Origin of the sequence: Staphylococcus sp. M0911 (assembly GCF_003491325.1) — a bacterium.
GTDB classification, from domain to species: domain Bacteria; phylum Bacillota; class Bacilli; order Staphylococcales; family Staphylococcaceae; genus Staphylococcus; species Staphylococcus warneri_A.
The window spans coordinates 2389881-2409354 of sequence record NZ_CP022881.1 but is presented as its reverse complement, the minus strand read 5'-3'; the positions used below and the strand labels follow the sequence as shown (position 1 = coordinate 2409354).

Here is a 19474-nt window from a genome sequence, read left to right as displayed (position 1 = left end):
GAGTTTATGAAGCGTTTATTATGTAAATTTAGTTTAATAACCATTACGTTTGTAACGATCATGACAGTTGCTTTGTCTACTCAACTAGATGCGGCAAGTACTTCAGGTGGTTCTAGCTCTAGTAGTTCTAGTAGCTCATCATCAAGTTCGTCATCGGCTTCATCAAGAGGTGCTTCATCCACATCATCAAGTTCATCTATGAGCCGTTCAAGTGCAGCTAATGCGTCACGAGCAGCTCAACAATCAAGTCAACGAGCGTCTCAACAAGCAGCTAAATCGAGTCAATCTAAGTCAGCACAAAGCAAACAATATAAAAATAACTCGACTACCAAATCTTTAGTAAGTCCAAGACGTCCTTATAGTTCAAGTGCAGCATATCAAACTCAATTTATGTCGACGTCATTTTATAATAATTGGTTATATTTGTATCTCTTTTCTTCCGCATCTCAAGCCAGTCAGGAAAAGAAAAATAATGTTCAATATCAAATGAACATGTTGAAACATCAAATGAAAGACCATGAAAAATTATACACAGTAACAGTTGATACGAAACAAGGTAAACGTGTTGTAGTTGTACCCAAAAAGCAATACGACAAAATTCAAAAAGGACAACACGTCAAAATTAAAAATGGTGTTGTTCAATAAATAATCATTATTAATAAAGGGTCTCTATCGTTGATTAAAACTTTGTAAGAAAGATGAATCAATGATAGGGGCTTTTTTCGTGGATAAGTTTAGAGGTTGTGGATAATTTTGAATTAACAGTTTGATAAAACTATGTATATCAAGGTTTAAGGATTGATTGTAAGTTATCCACAACGTGTGTTATTATGTTGATAATTAACAGAATTGTGTGACAATAATGTAAATGGGGTGTTAAGGATGTTTGGATTTAAAGTAAATGAAGACGTAACTTTAAAGATATTAGAAGAGAGAGAAGCGGATACATTATTTAATATTGTTGATCAATCGAGGTCATATTTAGCAGAATGGTTACCATTTGTAGCTTATACTAACCAAGTTGAAGATAGTCGAAAATTTATTCAAGCAGCGTTACGCCAATTTGCCTCAGGTAATGGTTTTCATTGCGGTATATGGATAGAAGACCAATTGGTTGGTGTGATTGGATTACACTATATTGACAATGTGAACAAGAAAACATCAATTGGGTATTATTTAGGTGAAAATCATCAGAAAAAAGGAATCATGACACAGTGTACTAAAGCATTGATTGATTATGCATTCCATGAATTAAAGTTAAATCGTGTGGAAATTAGAGCATCAGTTGAAAACAAAAAAAGCCAAGCGATACCAAAACGATTAGGTTTTACAAGAGAAGGTCGACTGAGATGCGAAGAAAAAGTACAAGGTCAATTTAAAGATAGTTTTGTTTATAGTTTATTAAAATCAGAATGGGAATCATAAATAGAAAAAGACTAGATAATTATTGGTTATACATTATATATTCAGTGTTTCGTTGTGAATATTTAAAATCATCACGATAACGCTAAAAAACATCTACAAATAATATAACCCAATACTAAATTTACTTTATTAGTGGATTTAGTATTGGGTTATTTATGTTCATTAATGATAAAAGAATTGAGAGATGTATTGAATTTTTAATAAGATAGGTCTATAATTTATAAATCGTAATTGTTTCGATTTGAATCCGAAAATAAATATCTCAAGGAAGTGTTTAATGATGCAACAACATCGAAAGGTAGTCATTATTGGCGCAGGTGCTGCGGGTATCGGCATGGCTATCACATTGAAAGATTTTGGTATAGATGATTGTTTAATATTAGAAAAAGAAAAGATAGGTTCATCATTTAAACAATGGCCTAAGTCAACTCGTACCATTACGCCATCGTTTACATCTAATGGATTTGGTATGCCAGATATGAATGCTATTTCTAAAGAGACGTCACCTGCGTTCACTTTTAACCAGGAACATGTATCTGGGGAAACGTATGCGAAATATTTAGAAGTTGTGGCTTATCACTATGGTATCAGTATTCAAACTTACACTGCTGTAACGCAAGTCTCTATGGAAGAGGGTCTATATCTCATCAAGACAACTCAAGGTGATTACACGGCAGATTATATTTTTGTAGCTACTGGTGATTTTCAATTTCCAAACAAACCATTTAAGTATGGTATTCATTATAGTGAAGTGACCGACTTTAATGAATTCGATAAGGGAGACTATGTTGTGATTGGTGGTAATGAAAGTGGGTTTGATGCTGCGATTCAATTAGCTAAAAATCAGTCGACGATTTCATTGTATACACGTACGACCGGTCTAAATGATGAAGACGCTGATCCAAGTGTAAGGTTATCACCTTATACACACCAACGCTTAAGCCAAGTAATCCAACAAGGTGCGTTGATAGAAATGAATGTGCATTATAGTGTTTCAGAAATTAATTATCAAGACGGTAGGTACTATATTTATTTTGAAAATGGTCATGAAGTACAAACCGTGAATGAACCTATTCTTGCTACCGGATTTGATGTAACGCAAAACCTTATCGTTCAAGAATTATTCGAAACGACAAAGCAAGATGTGAAATTAACACTTCAAGATGAGTCGACACGCTATCCTAATATTTTCTTAATAGGTGATACAGTTGAAAATGATCATGCCAAGTTATGTTATATCTATAAATTCAGAGCGCGATTTGCTGTATTAGCACATGAGATTGCACAGAGGGAAGGCTTACCGGTCAATCATCAAGTCATAGAATCATACCAAAAGAATCAAATGTACTTAGATGACTATACTTGTTGTGATGTGGCGTGTTCATGTTAGAAGTGAAATATGATTTGAAGCGTGGGTATCATGATGCGATTCCCGAAGATACTCATCTCTTAACCATGCAACATATATCAAGATTGACATCTGCTGAAAAAGCTTTATTAAAATCAACGATTATCAAGAACAAATTGGATATATCTTTATTGGAGAGTGTAGTGTCTACTTCTCAACATAGTCACTATGTTATACAACACCTTGAGCAATTTCAGAAACAGCGACAACATCAAACACCGAATATCTTACAAATGATACTTGGCTGGTTGATGATATTACTCATGTTCGCATTGCCTATTGGTGTTGCATATCACTTTTCAGATTGGCTACAAAGTCATTATGTCGAACATTGCATTACCTTTTTAGCTTCATTAGAATATTTCCAAAATGGTATCATGCAACATATTTTCTTCGGAGATTATGGTGTGTTATCGCTAGGGACATATTCATTTGTATGGGCATTACCTGTAGTGGTGTTAATCAGTTTGTCTTCAGCTATCGTTGAACAAAGCCATTTAAAGGAGTGGATCACTTGGGCAATTGAACCCACGATGATACGCATTGGATTAAATGGAGAAGATATCATTCCTTTATTAGAAGGATTTGGATGTAATGCTGCGGCTATTACACAAGCAGGTCATCAATGTCATGCTTGTACCAAAACACAGTGCATGAGTTTGATTAGTTTTGGAAGTTCATGCAGTTACCAAATAGGAGCGACGTTATCTATATTTAGCGTAGCAGGTCATTCGTGGCTATTTATACCTTATTTAATATTAGTATTGGTGGGTGGCATTATCCATAATCGATTATGGATGAGGACAAACCATCACCCATTTGCAATTCAAACTGTTAATAGGTCCACCATACACTTGCCTTCTATGCGACAATTGAGTCAACAAATTTGGGGTAATATTTGCATGTTTGTCATTCAAGCTATGCCAATCTTTATCACAATCTGTTTCATTGTTAGTATCATTTCCTTAACGCCCGTTCTATCGCTCATTTCACATGTATTCATGCCAATATTGATGTATTTAGGTATTCCCAATGAATTATCTCCAGGTATCTTATTTTCCATGATTAGAAAAGATGGCATGTTGTTATTTAATATGCATCAAGGTGCTTACATTCAACAATTGTCTGTCATACAACTATTGTTATTAGTCTTTTTTAGTTCCACATTTACAGCGTGTTCTGTCACGATGACCATGGTATTTAAACAACTTGGATTGAATGAAAGTTTTAAAATGATAGCAAAACAAATGGTGACATCACTTAGTATGGTTATCATTATTGCAACCATTGCTAAGCTTATAGCAATTATGAATTAAAAGGAGTGGCTAAGATGGATATTGTGATCATAGGAGGGTTTTTAGGTGGTGGTAAAACCACATTATTGAATCATCTCGTGTCTGAAGCGGTGGCACAAGGGTTACAACCAGCGGTAATTATGAATGAGTTTGGTAAGCAAAGTGTGGATGGTCAATTAATTGATCAAAAGATTCCTTTAAATGAGCTTACTGAAGGCTGTATTTGTTGTGCAATGAAAGCAGATGTTTCAGATCAATTGCATCAACTATATTTAGATTATCAACCTGATATTGTATTTATTGAATGCAGTGGGATCGCAGAACCACTGGCAGTTGTAGATGCATGTTTAACACCCATCTTAGCACCATTTACTAGTATTAAACATATGTTGGGCATTGTAGATGCACAAATGTATCAATCGTTAAAATCTTATCCAAAAGATATCCAAGGTTTGTTTTATGAACAATTGAGTCATTGTTCTCACTTATTTGTGAATAAAATTGATTTAACACATGTGAATGTTACCAGCCAATTATTAAAAGAATTAGAAATTATCAATCCAGAAGCAGATATTCAAGTAGGTATGTACGGTCGAATCACTTTGCCTAAGTATACAAAAACTACCGATAACAATGTACAGATGACAAAGACTAAAATAGATCATCAATCACTTCATAAAGGTATTCATCATCAATACATCGATGTACCAGTCAAATGTACCAAACTACAGTTTATAGATTATTTAGACGCCTTACCGTCAAATATTTATCGTATGAAAGGATTTATTCAATTCATAGACCAACCGCATACTTATTTAGTTCAATATATGCAAGGTCAGTTTGAATTAACGCCAGTAGCATTTAAGAAAGAAGTCCCGCAATATCTGGTGTTAATTGGTAAAAACATACAATATGACGATTATCGTCAATTATGTAATAGTAACGATATGGAAATAGGTTATTAAAGTATAAATAAATCCCCATATAGACATGAAGATAACTTAGTTGTTATCTTTATGCGTTATATGGGGTTAATTAATTGCTTATTATAATTTAGCTTGCCATTTATTAGTCCAAACTAAATCATTAGGTTTACCCTTGAAGTCAGAGTTACCCATGATTTTATCTATGACCGTTTCTAAACTTGTTTTGTTTGAATGGTATGCATTAATGTATGCTTTTACCATTGTTGCATCGTGTAAATGCGTAGTGAAGTTGAGTGATGTGAAAACAGTAGGTACTTCGTGAACATACCATGGAATCTCATTACTCATTGCAGTTGACCATCGTATACGGTAATTATTTTCTGCAGCATATCCAACGATATTGGCGAATACTAATGCTGCATCTACCTTTTTACGGTAGTCCAATGTTTTACCTTTAATTCGTGTTGAACCATCATTCACTGTAACGTTAAATCCTTTATTTTCTAGTATACTTACGAGATGGTCAGTCACTGAGTCATCAGATTTATAAATGCCATTTTTTTCGCCTTCAATAACATAAAGTTGGATGTTTTTATGTGTTTCGGGACGAATAGGTAGTTGGTTGAGCGTGTTTTTAACTAATGTAATACCTAAATCGGCAGCTTCTTTTTGCATTTCTATATGCTCATCACAACCGATGACATCTAATTCAGCCTCTTCTTTTTCTAACTTTTGTTGTGCTTGTTTATCGTGTAAATGAATTTTAGCTTTGAGACCTAGAATACGTGCAACCGCATCGTTAAGTCGTTCTTCTGTAATGACCCCTTTACGGTAACCTTGAAGCATGAAATTGAAGTCTTCTTCTATATCATTAAAGAATAAGAACATATCACAACCAGCTGCGATAGCTAAAGGTACATAGTCCTCACGTTTCATTGAAGCCGTCATTCCTAACATATGACTTGCATCTGTCACAACTAATCCATTAAAGTTTAAATCTTGTTTTAATAAGTCTGTGATAAGTTCTTTAGATAATGATGCAGGTAAAATGTCTTCATCATGCAAGTTAGGATTTAACTTTTTAGAATAATGTGGCAAAGCAATATGCCCGGACATAATCATTTCTACACCATTATTGATATGGTTGGTATACACTTTACGGAAACTTTGATCCCATTCTTCAGGTGTCATTTCATTAACGCCTAAAACGAGATGTTGATCGCGTTCTTCAGTACCATCACCCGGGAAATGTTTAATACAAGTAATCATATCTTTAGTTTCATTGAAACCTTCGATAAAGGCATTAGTATATTTAATAACTGTGTCAGCTGTTGTTCCGTATGCGCGAGTGTTAACGATAGTATTACGCCAGTTTTTAAGAATGTCTACACAAGGGTCAAAGTTGATATTAACTCCTAATGCATGTGATTCTCGACCTGATACATAGCCTGCATGATAAGCAACTTTCATATCTTGAGCTGCTTCGCATTGTGCTGCAGAGGCAATATAAGTCCCATCTTTACATGCACCATTACCACCAGAATCACAATTTGCTGCTATTAATAATGGTACTTTACTATTGTGTTGTAAGTCGTTGAGAAGGTTTTGAACTTGATGCTTATTACCACCTTGGTATCGTGCACCACCTATATGATACTGATTTAAAATATCTTTATTTGTAAGGTCATTATTATTAAAGTCTCCATCTTCTTCTAGAGAAAATAAGTTGAAAAATAATTGTCCGATTTTTTCTTCGTCAGTGAGCTGAGATAACGTATTTTCTACCCATTCAATTTGTTGATTATCAAGATAATAGGGTTTAGCTTTTAAGTCTACATTTACCATTATAACAACGCTCCTTTAGTCAAAATTATTATAAAATTGTTGAATTACACGGTCTTGAATAGTATTATCAAACTGATTATTGATAAATAGTTTGAGATAGGTTTGATCTAGGTTAGACCAAGATGTTGCTTCATGTCCAGCCAAAATAGGATAAAAATAAACTTGGTTGTCTTGGGCAGCTTGTAAATCGCCTCTTGCATCCCCAAGAACTAATATATGATCTGGTTTATAGTGTTGTTTAAGTTGTTGAATACAATGTTTTTTAGTACCTACCTCTTGTGCGAAGATACTAGTTAAAAATGGTGTTAAATGGTGTTCAGTCCATTCAGTTTCCACCGCTTGTAAATTTGCAGATGATACAATAACAATATCAGCATCATGGTGTGCATGTTTTAAAGTTGAATGAACATTCTCAAATGCGCCTAGACTAGGTAATCTACCGATTAATTCGTTAACTCGGTTAGACCAGTCTAAGGCTAAACGTAGTCCTTTCTTTTGTGGATGCGCTTTCATATCTTGTTCTAATTGTGGATTTGAGAATGTTGAAGTATGATCGACCCACTCTTTAATATCATGATAGCCATCAACAGTGCGACCTTGCTCATGTAGTTCTGTGAGCATTTTTTCTAAACCTTGAAATCGATTAATACCACGTGTGATTTCATAAAGGTTAAATTGGTTCCAACGCTCTAAAACTTGTTCTTTCATATCATCTAAATTCCAAATATCTAATAAGGCAGGTCCAAATGCGCGTTCATGTTTGATTGTCATTGTATCCATGCCACAACCATCTGAATCTACGCAAATTAGGTAGTCATGTTGAGGTTGAAAATTTTCTAATGAATAATTCAATTTTTTCAATCCTTTCTGTTCGGTTTATAGTCTTAAGTGAAGGTGATCATTATGTTAAATCAACAAATCTTTGATGTATTAAAAGTACATGCTTTTGAATTATTAATGATTGATTTAAATCATTACGAGTTATCAGATATAAAAAATATTAGTAATCACTTAAAGTCGCCATTTACAAATACTAAAAGTAAAAAATACAAAGTAGAGTTAAAGAAACTTTTAGAAAATATGAACAGCGATCGTATTTATCATTATGTGAATCAATTTGATGTTAATTTTTTGCTATTTAAATACAGAAAATATAATCGAGTGGTCATACTTGGTCCGTTTCTACATCAACGACCAAATGAAAAAAGATGCCACGAAATGTTACAACAAGTACAAATTAAATATTCTAAATTATCGATCTTAAAACAATACTTATTACAAATACCTGTTTGCCCGTACAGTCAAGCATTGAAAATGGCACATTTAACTGTACGATATTTAAAAAATCGAAACGTACATTATAAAGTTGAGACACTTGATTTTAGCTTTCACCGTAATACAGAATCACATGCCCAAGATAAAGAGCAATATGAGTATACATTTAACAAAATTAAAATGTGTTATGACAATGAGAATAAAATGTTAACTGCTATTCAAAATGGCAATGTCGATGAAGCACTCAACTTATTTTCTGTAATGCATGTTTCAGTTGCAGGAATTAGGCGTGTTAAAGATGATTTATTAAACCATAAATATAAAGCATATCTACTTAACACACTGTGTCGTAAAAGTATTGAAAAAGCAGATGTGAATTTACTCATCATCAATGAAATATCTGCTAATTATGCAGCAAAAATTGATGATGCTGGAGATGTTGAAACTTTAGAAATTATTACGAAACGAATGATATTTGATTATGCACAAACAGCATTAAAAGTTAAATCATTAAATTATAGTTCTAATATCAACACAGTCATTCAACATATTAAGATTAATTTGGACCATCCTATACATCTAGAAGAATTGGCTGAATTAGTAGGGTTGGCGCCATCCTATCTTTCAAGATTATTTAAACAAGAAACAGGAAAGTCTTTATCTCAATATATTATGCAACTACGTGTTGAAAAGGGACGAGATTTACTACTTAATACGCCTATGACTGTAGAAGAAATATCCAGTTATGTAGGTTTCAAGCAGCAAAGTTACTTTTCAAAATGTTTTAAAATACAGTACCAATTGTCGCCCTTAGAATATAAGAAAGCTTATAGCAATGAAAAGGTAAACTAATATGATTGTTTACGATTTACTGTAACCTTTACATTACATTTTAAAATTATCACTCATTTTTAGATTTCACTAGCTTAAGTCATAGAAAATTTGGAAAACGAGCCTAATTTTGTAAATTGATGTCAAAATTTTATAAAAGAGTATAAAAAATTACAAAAAATCATGTTAAATGATACTTTTTAAGTGTAATTTGGTACATCATAACTTACGCATTACTGTGATACACTGCAAAATTGAATAGATTTTAGAAACCCTTTGATACCAACTCTTATTAAAGATTGTATGAAAGGGTTTTATTTTTTTATCAATTCAGACCTTTTTACACTGAATTGACGTTTTTTGAATTGGAAATATAATGAAGTTGGGTTGGCGAAGAAAACAATTAAAAATAGCGAGGAGCTGAGTAAATGAAAAAAATGCAGACATTAAATCGTTTACATGATAATTATCTCGTTGCTGTTGTCAGAGGCAAAAGTAAAGCAGATGCAATTGCAGCTGTAGAACATATGATTGATGGCGGCATATATAACATTGAAATTACCTTTACAACACCACAAGCCGAAGAAGTGATTCAACATTTAAGTCAACATGTAACAGACGAAAACGTGGTCATTGGTGCAGGAACGGTATTGGATAGTACGACTGCCCGATTAGCTATTTTAAATGGCGCAGAATATGTGGTAAGTCCTCATTTTGATCCAGATATTGCAAAAATGTGTAATCGATATGCGGTACCGTATTTACCTGGATGTGGTTCGGTAACAGAAATTGTTCAAGCCATGGAAACAGGTGTAGATTTAGTGAAGTTATTCCCTGGTGATTTATTAGGTGCTAACTTTATTAAAAATGTACATGGACCTATTCCTCAAATTGAACTCATGCCATCAGGTGGTGTGTCATTAGATAATCTAGAAGATTGGTATCGTAAAGGTGCATTTGCAGTCGGTATTGGTAGTGCATTAATGAAAAATGCCAAAGATGGAAATGATTCAGTAATTAAAGAAAACACAGAAAAATTTGTCGGAAAATTCAAAACAATAAGAGGGTGATGGTATGTCATTCATCACATTTGGCGAAATTCTAATGCGTTTAAGTACACCTAATCACCAAACGTTTAATCAAGCGCAATCCTTTGATATTAATTACGGTGGTGCAGAGATGAATGTAGCGATAGGCTTATCAGGATTAGGTGTCAAAACGTCGATGATTAGTGCTGTACCTGATAATGATTTAGGTAATCAAATTATTCAAAATTTAAAGCGATATGATGTTAATACTGAGCATATGAGTCAGAAGGAAGGCAGATTGGGCCTATATTATATCGAAAGCGGTTATGCTCAGCGTGCAAATCGACTTATTTATGATCGTCAAATGAGTACATTTAGTCAATTTTATCATCGAGATGATGTTATCAAACCAATTTTAAAAGGTCATGATTGGTTTCATATTACTGGTATAACAGCAGGCCTAAATCAAGAATTATTATTATTTTTGAAAAAAGCAGTCAAAGTTGCAAAAGAATTAGGTCTATTTGTAAGTTGTGACTTAAATTTTAGAGCAGCGCTATGGGACTTTGATACGGCCAGAAAAGAAATGTCAGACATATTATATGATGTAGATTTAGTATTTGGTTATGAACCGATAGCATTACCAGATGACAAAGGTCACGACCAAAAAGATGGGTTGGATAGAATGGCAGATATTGATGTCATTCGACCATATTTAATTCAAATCCATGAGAAGTACAATGTTCAATATATTGCGTTTGTACAGAGAAAAATTTTTAACCATAAAAGAAACCGCTTACAAGGATTTCTATCTACAAAGGATCAATTAGCAAAAACTGAGCCTTTGGATGTTGATATTTTGGATAGATTAGGAACTGGGGATGCATTTAGCGTAGGTGTCATTTATGGGATTATGCAGAAATGGAATTTAGAAAAAATTGTTGAATTCGGTATTTATAACATGAGCTATAAACACAATATATTTGGTGATTTTAGTTATGCAAGTCTAGAAAATATTTACGCATCTATTCAAAGTAATCGAGATATCAATAGATAGAAAGAAGGCGGGATTATGGGAGATACAGTTGAAAAAAGAGAAAAACGGAAAATGCATAAATTTAATCATATCGAAGACGCTACATTAAGTTTTAAAGAAAAGTTATCATACGGATTTGGTGACTTGGGTAACGGTATGATGTTCGATATGGGTCAGATTTATTTAATGATGTTCTTTACAGATATTCTTGGTATTTCAGCTTTTTACGGTGGTCTTGTATTTTTAGTGGCAAAGATATTTGATGCCTTTGTAGATACAGGTGTAGGGACAATCGTCGATTCAAGACGAAATATCGGTCCTAAAGGGAAGTTTAAACCGTTTATCTTATACGGTACAGTGCCTTTAGCAATTGTAACAGTTTTATCGTTTACAGCACCCGATTTTAGTTATACAGGAAAAGTTATTTGGGCATTTGCAACATACTTATTATTTAACGCAGCGTATTCTGTAGTTAATATTCCGTATGGTTCATTATCTGCAGCTATGACTTTGAATGCGGATGATAGAACACAATTATCAGTATTTAGAAACTTAGGGTCACAAAGTGCATTATTTATAGCAGGTATTGTGGTTGTACCTATGGTTGCTCAATTTGATAATCATGCTATTGGATATCCAGTAGTCGTGGCTGGTATGGCGATATTAGGTGTCATTTTCCACTTGATTTGCTACAAAGGTGTTAAAGAACGTCACGTTATAGAACGTCCAAAAGAGAAAGGCGTCAATAAAAAAGCATTCTTTAATTTGGTGAAGAATGAAGCCTTTGCAACATTGGCTATTTTTACATTATTAACAATTATGTCTATGTTCTTAATTCAATCTTGTCAGTTGTATTATTTTAAATATGTTCTAGATAAACCTAATTTAGTAGGTCTCGTAAGTACATTAAACTTTGTTGTCTTACTACCATCTCTATATGCAACGACATTAATTAGTAAAAAAATGGGCAAAAAAGCAACTGCAATGATTGGTGTAGCAGGATTTATCGTGTTTGAAAGTATCAACTTCTTATTCTTTAGTGAAAACTACATTATGTTTTTAGTTATCAATACATTTGCGCAATTCTTCTTAGTTATTCCTAATACAGTTATTTGGGCATTTATTGCCGATGTTGTGGAATACGGTCAATGGAAATTTGGTTTACGTTCTGAAGGTATTACGTATTCAAGCTACAGCTTTACAAGAAAAGTATCTCAAGCACTTGCAGGATTTGTACCTGGTTTAGCACTAACATTAATTGGTTACACGCCAAATGTAGATCAAACACCTGGAACGATTGCAGGACTTAAAGTCTTATTCTTTGTTGTACCAGCAGTAGCAAGCTTAATCGCACTGATAGTCTTCTTTATTTGGTATCCATTAACAGACAAACGACACAAACAAATTGTTAAAGAACTTGCATTAAGAGAAGAATTATAGAGGAGTGGAGATAACATGGCTTTTATCAATGAAAACTTTATGCTTGAAAATGAAACAGCTAAACATTTGTATCACGATTTTGCGAAAGATATGCCTATTTATGATTATCACTGTCATCTAGATCCTAAGCAAATTAGTGATAATGTTAAGTGCGATAATATCGCTGAACTATGGTTGAGTGGTGACCATTATAAGTGGCGTGCTATGCGAGCGCAAGGTATAGAAGAAAAATACATTACTGGTAATGCAGATCCACTTGAAAAATTCAAAAAATGGGCTGAAGCATTAGAAAATTCTATTGGGAATCCTTTATATCATTGGTCACAATTAGAATTTAAAATGTATTTCAATATTGATGATTTACTTACTAGTGATAACGCAGAAGAAATATATCATCGTGCGAATGATTATTTGAAAGAACATCAGGTTACAACTCAATCTCTTATTAGTAATTCAAATGTCAATTTGATTTGTACTACTGACAATCCAACAGATGATTTAGCTTATCATGATGCGATTAAAGCACAAGATGATTTCAAAACGGTGGTTTTACCAGCATTCCGACCTGACGATGTTTTTAAAGTAGGCGAACCTGCTTTTCTTGAATTCGTACAAAAGTTAGAACGAACAACGCACAACATTGAAAATGCAACGCAATTTGTAGAAGCACTTAATCAACGTATTCAATATTTCCATGACAAGGGTGGCCGTTTAGCTGACCATGGTTTAGAGGAAATCCATTTTGAAAACTATACAACTCAAGAGATTGAAACAATATTTACTAAGGCGCTCAATAAAGAAGACATATCTACACATGAACAATTCCAATTCCAAACATTTATGTTGAACGCGTTAAGTAAAGCTTATTATGAACGTGGTTGGGTAATGCAAATTCATTTCGGTGCGATTCGTAACAATAATACTAAAATGTTTGAACAAGTAGGTAGAGATGCAGGATTTGATTCTATTCGAGATCAAAATAATCTTGCTTATCACTTAAATGCTACATTAGATATGATGGAAAAAGAAAATCATTTACCGAAAACGATTTTATATAATTTAAATCCAATCTATAACGATATTGTTGGATCTACAATTGCCAATTTCCAAACTGAACCAGGTATTCAAAGTAAAGTCCAACACGGTGCTGGTTGGTGGTTTAACGATACGAAACGGGGCATGTTAAGACAAATGTCATCATTGGCAGATCAAGGTTTACTTATGCATTTTGTAGGTATGCTAACAGATTCAAGAAGTTTCATTTCATATTCAAGACATGATTATTTTAGACGTATTTTATCTACATTTATAGGTGATTTAGTAGAAAAAGGTGAAATTCCGAACGATGACCGTTTATTACAAAAAATGATTGAGAACATTTGCTACAACAATGCATATCACTATTTCAAGCTCATTAAGGAGGACTAAACGATGAAAATGTCATTTAGATGGTATGGGAAAGATGATCCCATCAGCTTAGAATATATTAAACAAATTCCTGGTATGAAAGGGATTGTTACTGCGATTTATGATGTGCCAGTGGGTGAAGTTTGGCCATTAGATAAAATTAAAGCCTTAAAACAAGAAGTTGAAGATGCAGGCATGGAAATATCAGTCATTGAAAGTGTACCTGTTCATGAAGATATTAAATTAGGTAAACCAACTAGAGATCAATATATTGAAAACTATTGCCAAACATTACGCAATTTAGGTGAAGCAGGTATTAAAACTGTTTGTTATAACTTTATGCCAGTGTTTGACTGGACACGTTCTCAGTTAGATTATCGACTAGATGACGGTTCAACTTGTTTAATTTACGATGAAAATGATGTTGAAAAAATGAACCCATTAAGTGGTGAATTATCACTTCCAGGTTGGGATTCAAGTTATACGAAAGAAGACTTAAATCAATTATTCGAAGATTATAAACAAGTAGACGAAGAAAAACTATGGGAAAACTTAAACTACTTTATTCAAAAAGTCATTCCTGTAGCCGAAGAGGAAGATGTTCTGATGGCAATTCATCCGGACGATCCACCTTGGAATATCTTTGGACTGCCACGAATCATTACTAATAAAGATAATTTAGAACGATTCATTAACTTATACGATTCCAAGCATAATGGATTAACCATGTGTTCTGGATCATTAGGCGCTGATCGTCGCAATGATTTTGTTGAAATGTTACGTTACTTTGGTGAAAAAGGACGTGTACATTTTGTACACGCACGTAATGTTAAATTAATAGGTGACAAGTCATTCCAAGAATCTGCCCATTTATCAGAAAAAGGTTCAATCGATATGTATGAAGTAGTAAAAGCTATGTATGACTTTGGATACGAAGGCCCAATTAGACCTGACCATGGTCGAATGATTTGGGGCGAAACTGGTAAACCAGGGTATGGATTATATGATCGTGCATTAGGTGCAACATATTTAAATGGCTTATATGAAGCAGTAAGTAAAAGTAGACAATAGTTTTAAAGGGAGATGGAATTTATGGAATTGCCTTTCAATGTCGATTTATCAAATAAAGTCGTTGTGATTACTGGAGGTACTGGTGTACTTGGTAGTGCAATGTCTATGGCTTTAGCACAAAGTGGTGCTAAAGTCGCAATGATTGGAATCAGTGAAGACGCAGATGGTCTAGTAGATAAAATAGAAGCAGCAGGTGGCACTGCACGTGTGTTTTTAGGCGATGTAACTAAAAAAGCTGAAATGGAAAGAGTTAAAAAAGAAGTTAATGATGCATTTGGCAGTGTAGATATTTTAATCAATGGTGCTGGTGGAAACTCTCCTAAAGGCACAACAGATGATGAACGTTTTGAAGGTGAACTTGAGCAAGATGGTAAGACATTCTTTGATTTAGATGAAAAGAGTGTTGGTTTTGTGATGGATTTAAACTTCTTAGGTACGTTTATTCCTTCTCAAGTGTTTGCGACAGATATGTTAGACAAAGATGAAGCTACAATTATTAATATTTCATCTATGAATGCATTCACACCATTAACTAAAATTCCAGGATACAGTGGTGCTAAAGCGGCAATCAGTAACTTTACACAATGGTTAAGTGTATATTTCTCTAAAACAAATATTAGAGTTAATGCCATTGCACCAGGATTTCTACTAACAAAACAGAATGAAGCATTATTATTGAACGAAGACGGAAGTTACACGGAACGCTCTAGAAAAATCATCAATGCTACACCTATGGAGCGCTTTGGTAAACCGGAAGAATTAATTGGGGCATTATTATTCTTAGTAAATGAACAGGCATCTAGTTTTGTAAATGGTGTTGTATTACCAATCGATGGAGGATTTAACGCATATTCCGGTGTCTAATGATAGGAGGGAAACATTTTGTTATATCCAATCTTAACTGAAACAAGACAGTTAGTTGATTTGTCAGGAACATGGAAATTCAAATTAGTACAACATCAAGAAGAAATAGATGTTAGTCATCCGTTGGATACAGAGGACGTGATGGCGGTTCCAGGTTCGTATAATGATCAAGGTGTGATTCAGAGCATTAGACGCCACGTAGGCGAGGTCGTCTATGAAAGAACAATTGTCATTCCTAAACAACTTAGCGGAGAACGTATTGTCCTAAGATTTGGTTCTGTAACACATCATGCTAAAGTATATATTGATGGCCAAGAAGTCATTACGCATTCTGGTGGTTTCCTACCATTTGAAGCCGATATTTCTAATATTGCAACGGTGGGATCTCATCGCTTAACTGTGAAAGTAAACAATGTATTAACACATAGCACATTGCCAGTGGGTAATTACAGTGAGCAAACACGGGAAGATGGAACAGTCATACCTGTCAACGAACCTAACTTTGACTTCTTTAATTATGCAGGCATTCACCGTCCTGTAAAAATCTACACGACACCTCATACTTTTATTAGTGATATTGCAATTAACCCAGAATTAAATGGGGTTGATGAAAGTATAGTTCATTATGAAGTAACGATGGTAAATGGTGGCGATAAGGTAGACCAAGTTAAAATCACGATTCTAGATGAAAATGATCATACAGTAGCCGAAAGCGAAGGTGCTAAAGGCAATATAACCATTCAAAATCCTATATTGTGGCAACCTTTAGATGCCTATTTATACCATATGAAAGTAGAATTACTTAACGATAATGAGTGTGTAGATGTTTACACAGAACGTTTTGGTATTCGATCTGTTGAAGTGAAGGATGGACAGTTTTTAATTAATGACAAACCATTTTATTTCAAAGGGTTTGGTAAACATGAAGATACGTATTATAACGGTCGAGGCTTAAACGAATCAGCCAATGTCATGGACATTAACTTGATGAAATGGATAGGTGCTAATTCATTTAGAACATCTCATTATCCCTATTCAGAAGAAATGATGCGCTTAGCAGATGAACAAGGTATTGTAGTGATAGATGAGACAACCGGTGTCGGTATACACCTTAACTTTATGGTTGCCTTAGGTGGCACCATTGCACATGATACATGGAAAGAAATTGACACTCATCAAGCTCATAAAGAAGTCATAGAAGACTTGATTGCAAGAGACAAGAATCATGCATGCGTAGTCATGTGGTCAATTGCCAATGAGCCAGCGTCAAATGAAGCGGGTGCTAAAGCATACTTTGAGCCATTTGTTAATTTAGCACGTGAAAAAGATCCACAACATCGCCCAGTGACTATCGTTACTATATTAACTGCACAACCAGATGTATGTGAAGTTCAAGATTTAGTCGATGTGCTTTGTCTCAACAGATACTACGGTTGGTATACACAATCAGGTGATTTAGAAGGTGCTAAACAAGCATTAGATAAGGAGCTAGCCGAATGGTCGAAACGACAACCAAATAAGCCAATCATGTTTACAGAGTATGGTGCGGATACCGTTGCAGGTTTACATGCGATTGATGATCAAATGTTTACAGAAGAGTATCAACTGAATTACTATAAAGCCAATCATGAAATTATGGATAAATATCCACAATTCATTGGTGAACAAACATGGAACTTTGCTGACTTTGAAACATCGAATGGTATTATCCGTGTTCAAGGTAACAAAAAAGGTATCTTCACACGAGATCGTAAGCCAAAAGCGATTGCCCATTACTTTAAAGAACGTTGGCAACATATACCTCATTTTGGTTATAAATCTTAATATTGAGATAGTTTATAATGTAAGCTAAACAATCAGATAATGTATTGAACCACTTGAAATCAGATCGTTTCAAGTGGTTCATTTTTAATGTATACATATGTAACTAAGTTATAACTGTTTCTTATTATGGTCTTTGTGGTAAATTTGAATAGAATTTTGGTAAAATATGAATAATGAGTGAACTAGCGTGTTAATAACTATTTTTCATTACTAGTCATTATAATGTATTGATCATCAAGGCATTTTTGTGATGAAAAAAGTTGCGTGATTCATTAATGAAATTGACATAGTATATCTTTATATAAATTAAAAGGAGATGAGCTAACTTATGTCTCGTATCGTATTAGCTGAAGCATATCGTACACCAATTGGCGTGTTTGGAGGTGCTTTTAAAGATATCCCTGCCTATGATTTAGGTGCTACTTTAATTAAACACATTTTAAAAACAACTCAAATTGATCCAAATGAAATTAATGAAGTGATATTAGGTAACGTTTTACAAGCAGGTCAAGGACAAAACCCAGCTCGCATAGCATCAATTAAGGGTGGTTTACCTGAATCTGTTCCAGCGTTTACAGTAAATAAAGTATGTGGATCAGGATTAAAATCTATTCAATTAGCGTATCAATCCATTTTAGCGGGTGACAATGACGTCGTATTAGCAGGTGGCATGGAAAGTATGTCACAATCACCGATGCTTATGAAGAATGCACGTTTCGGATTTAAAATGGGTAACCAAGCGTTAGTTGATAGTATGGTAGCAGATGGATTAACAGATGTATTTAATGATTATCATATGGGTATTACGGCTGAAAACTTAGTCGAAAAATATAGTATTAGCCGTGAAGCACAAGATGAATTTGCTGCTCAATCACAACAAAAAGCAGAAGCCGCTCAAAATAGTGGTGCTTTTGATGCGGAAATCGTTCCAGTCGAGGTACCACAACGTAAAGGAGATCCTATTGTCGTATCAGAAGACGAAGGTATTAGAAAAGGCACAACTGCTGATAAATTGAATCACTTAAGACCCGCCTTTAAAAAGAATGGCTCAGTAACAGCTGGTAATGCATCAGGTATTAATGATGGTGCATCAATGATGTTAGTAATGACTGAAGAAAAGGCTAAAGAATTAAATATCAAACCTATCGCTATTTTAGACGGCTTTGGCACTAGCGGTGTGGATCCATCTATTATGGGTATTGGTCCAGTAGACGCAGTGAAAAAAGCACTACAACGCACAAATCAATCTATTGAAGATATCGATGTTTTCGAACTTAATGAAGCATTTGCATCACAGGCTTTAGCAGTAAATCAAGAATTACAATTACCTGCTGAAAAGGTCAATACTAAGGGTGGTGCTATTGCTTTAGGTCATCCAATAGGTGCCTCAGGTGCACGTATATTAGTGACACTGTTACATCAATTAAATGAAGAAAAGCAATCTGGTATTGCTTCATTATGCATTGGTGGCGGGCAAGGTATTGCGACAGCAGTATCTTATTATAAAGGTTAAGGTAAATTTCTAAAGTAACGGTTAGGGCATGATTAGCCTTAACCGTTTTTTTATGAATTAGAAATAAATGAGTAAAATTATTAATAATTAAACAAAATCTATAGACTGTGTGAGCTTATTTAAGAAGAATATCGATTCAGAAATTGGACAAACATGATTCAGTAAGTTATACTTTTACAATATTGTTTGAAAATTTCAATTTCAGAAAACTAAATTTAAATCCGAATTTATTTTAAGAATAAAATGAATTTGTATATACATTTTATAATTTTGATGTTATACTCAC

16 protein-coding genes are annotated in these 19474 nt (G+C 34.0%); 14 read left to right on the top strand and 2 right to left on the bottom strand.

From position 1 onward, the window contains the following. The first annotated feature begins 6 nt into the window (after positions 1–6). The 5 genes from ssp1_RS11690 (at position 7) to ssp1_RS11670 (ending at position 5093) form a co-directional block, all read left to right on the top strand. Positions 7–645, top strand: coding sequence for a hypothetical protein (locus ssp1_RS11690; RefSeq protein ID WP_075778694.1), 639 nt, complete (start codon positions 7–9; stop codon positions 643–645). A gap of 237 nt (positions 646–882) precedes the next feature. Continuing rightward, positions 883–1425 (top strand): GNAT family N-acetyltransferase, encoded by a 543-nt coding sequence (locus ssp1_RS11685; protein ID WP_118828230.1) that lies wholly within the window; start codon positions 883–885, stop codon positions 1423–1425. 280 nt (positions 1426–1705) lie between these two features. Continuing rightward, positions 1706–2815 carry an NAD(P)/FAD-dependent oxidoreductase gene (locus tag ssp1_RS11680; RefSeq protein ID WP_118828236.1) on the top strand — a complete coding sequence of 370 codons (1110 nt, stop codon included), beginning with the start codon at positions 1706–1708 and terminating at the stop codon, positions 2813–2815. Next, positions 2809–4149, top strand: coding sequence for a nucleoside recognition domain-containing protein (locus ssp1_RS11675; RefSeq protein WP_075778692.1), 1341 nt, complete (start codon positions 2809–2811; stop codon positions 4147–4149). The genes ssp1_RS11680 and ssp1_RS11675 overlap by 7 nt, the downstream gene beginning before the upstream one ends. A 14-nt stretch (positions 4150–4163) precedes the next feature. Next, positions 4164–5093 (top strand): CobW family GTP-binding protein, encoded by a 930-nt coding sequence (locus tag ssp1_RS11670; RefSeq protein WP_002451591.1) that lies wholly within the window; start codon positions 4164–4166, stop codon positions 5091–5093. 81 nt (positions 5094–5174) lie between these two features. On the opposite strand, the gene ssp1_RS11665 is transcribed toward ssp1_RS11670, so the two are convergent. Both ssp1_RS11665 and ssp1_RS11660 read right to left on the bottom strand, forming a co-directional pair. Continuing rightward, the gene (locus ssp1_RS11665; RefSeq protein ID WP_075778690.1) at positions 5175–6899 is read right to left on the bottom strand and encodes a glycoside hydrolase family 3 protein; all 1725 of its coding nucleotides are present in this window, start codon (positions 6897–6899) and stop codon (positions 5175–5177) included. Between the two features lie 15 nt (positions 6900–6914). Then, the gene (locus ssp1_RS11660) at positions 6915–7751 is read right to left on the bottom strand and encodes an HAD family hydrolase (protein WP_107536036.1); all 837 of its coding nucleotides are present in this window, start codon (positions 7749–7751) and stop codon (positions 6915–6917) included. A gap of 51 nt (positions 7752–7802) precedes the next feature. Between ssp1_RS11660 and ssp1_RS11655 the strand changes: the two genes are divergently transcribed. From ssp1_RS11655 to ssp1_RS11615, 9 genes are all read left to right on the top strand, one after another. Next, a complete protein-coding gene (locus tag ssp1_RS11655; RefSeq protein WP_075778688.1) occupies positions 7803–9026 on the top strand; it encodes an AraC family transcriptional regulator in 1224 nt (407 codons plus the stop codon). Between the two features lie 407 nt (positions 9027–9433). Further along, complete coding sequence (locus ssp1_RS11650; protein WP_002451587.1) at positions 9434–10075, top strand: bifunctional 2-keto-4-hydroxyglutarate aldolase/2-keto-3-deoxy-6-phosphogluconate aldolase; 642 nt, start codon at positions 9434–9436, stop codon at positions 10073–10075. A gap of 4 nt (positions 10076–10079) precedes the next feature. Then, positions 10080–11090 carry a sugar kinase gene (locus ssp1_RS11645; protein ID WP_075778687.1) on the top strand — a complete coding sequence of 337 codons (1011 nt, stop codon included), beginning with the start codon at positions 10080–10082 and terminating at the stop codon, positions 11088–11090. 15 nt (positions 11091–11105) lie between these two features. After that, a complete protein-coding gene (locus tag ssp1_RS11640) occupies positions 11106–12509 on the top strand; it encodes a glycoside-pentoside-hexuronide (GPH):cation symporter (RefSeq protein ID WP_075778686.1) in 1404 nt (467 codons plus the stop codon). 15 nt (positions 12510–12524) lie between these two features. Beyond that, on the top strand, positions 12525–13937 hold the full coding sequence (gene uxaC, locus ssp1_RS11635; protein ID WP_118828229.1) for a glucuronate isomerase: 1413 nt from the start codon (positions 12525–12527) through the stop codon (positions 13935–13937). A 3-nt stretch (positions 13938–13940) separates the two neighbouring features. Next, complete coding sequence (gene uxuA, locus ssp1_RS11630) at positions 13941–14987, top strand: mannonate dehydratase (protein WP_002451583.1); 1047 nt, start codon at positions 13941–13943, stop codon at positions 14985–14987. Positions 14988–15008: 21 nt separating this feature from the next. Further along, positions 15009–15851, top strand: coding sequence for an SDR family oxidoreductase (locus ssp1_RS11625; protein WP_075778684.1), 843 nt, complete (start codon positions 15009–15011; stop codon positions 15849–15851). An 18-nt stretch (positions 15852–15869) separates the two neighbouring features. Then, entirely contained in the window at positions 15870–17675 is a 1806-nt protein-coding gene (gene uidA / locus ssp1_RS11620; protein WP_075778683.1) for a beta-glucuronidase, read from the top strand. Between the two features lie 328 nt (positions 17676–18003). Continuing rightward, complete coding sequence (locus ssp1_RS11615) at positions 18004–19188, top strand: acetyl-CoA C-acetyltransferase (protein WP_075778682.1); 1185 nt, start codon at positions 18004–18006, stop codon at positions 19186–19188. The last annotated feature ends 286 nt before the right edge of the window (positions 19189–19474 follow it).

What these genes read in the sequence shown, in the direction of transcription:
- ssp1_RS11615 (WP_075778682.1), top strand. Translation starts at nt 18,004, where the DNA reads ATGTCTCGTATCGTATTAGCTGAAGCATATCGTACACCAATTGGCGTG.
- ssp1_RS11685 (WP_118828230.1), top strand. Translation starts at nt 883, where the DNA reads ATGTTTGGATTTAAAGTAAATGAAGACGTAACTTTAAAGATATTAGAA.
- ssp1_RS11675 (WP_075778692.1), top strand. Translation starts at nt 2,809, where the DNA reads ATGTTAGAAGTGAAATATGATTTGAAGCGTGGGTATCATGATGCGATT.
- ssp1_RS11650 (WP_002451587.1), top strand. Translation starts at nt 9,434, where the DNA reads ATGAAAAAAATGCAGACATTAAATCGTTTACATGATAATTATCTCGTT.
- uxaC (WP_118828229.1), top strand. Translation starts at nt 12,525, where the DNA reads ATGGCTTTTATCAATGAAAACTTTATGCTTGAAAATGAAACAGCTAAA.
- ssp1_RS11680 (WP_118828236.1), top strand. Translation starts at nt 1,706, where the DNA reads ATGCAACAACATCGAAAGGTAGTCATTATTGGCGCAGGTGCTGCGGGT.
- ssp1_RS11645 (WP_075778687.1), top strand. Translation starts at nt 10,080, where the DNA reads ATGTCATTCATCACATTTGGCGAAATTCTAATGCGTTTAAGTACACCT.
- ssp1_RS11640 (WP_075778686.1), top strand. Translation starts at nt 11,106, where the DNA reads ATGGGAGATACAGTTGAAAAAAGAGAAAAACGGAAAATGCATAAATTT.
- ssp1_RS11665 (WP_075778690.1), bottom strand. Translation starts at nt 6,899, where the DNA reads ATGGTAAATGTAGACTTAAAAGCTAAACCCTATTATCTTGATAATCAA.
- ssp1_RS11655 (WP_075778688.1), top strand. Translation starts at nt 7,803, where the DNA reads ATGTTAAATCAACAAATCTTTGATGTATTAAAAGTACATGCTTTTGAA.
- uxuA (WP_002451583.1), top strand. Translation starts at nt 13,941, where the DNA reads ATGAAAATGTCATTTAGATGGTATGGGAAAGATGATCCCATCAGCTTA.
- ssp1_RS11670 (WP_002451591.1), top strand. Translation starts at nt 4,164, where the DNA reads ATGGATATTGTGATCATAGGAGGGTTTTTAGGTGGTGGTAAAACCACA.
- ssp1_RS11690 (WP_075778694.1), top strand. Translation starts at nt 7, where the DNA reads ATGAAGCGTTTATTATGTAAATTTAGTTTAATAACCATTACGTTTGTA.
- ssp1_RS11625 (WP_075778684.1), top strand. Translation starts at nt 15,009, where the DNA reads ATGGAATTGCCTTTCAATGTCGATTTATCAAATAAAGTCGTTGTGATT.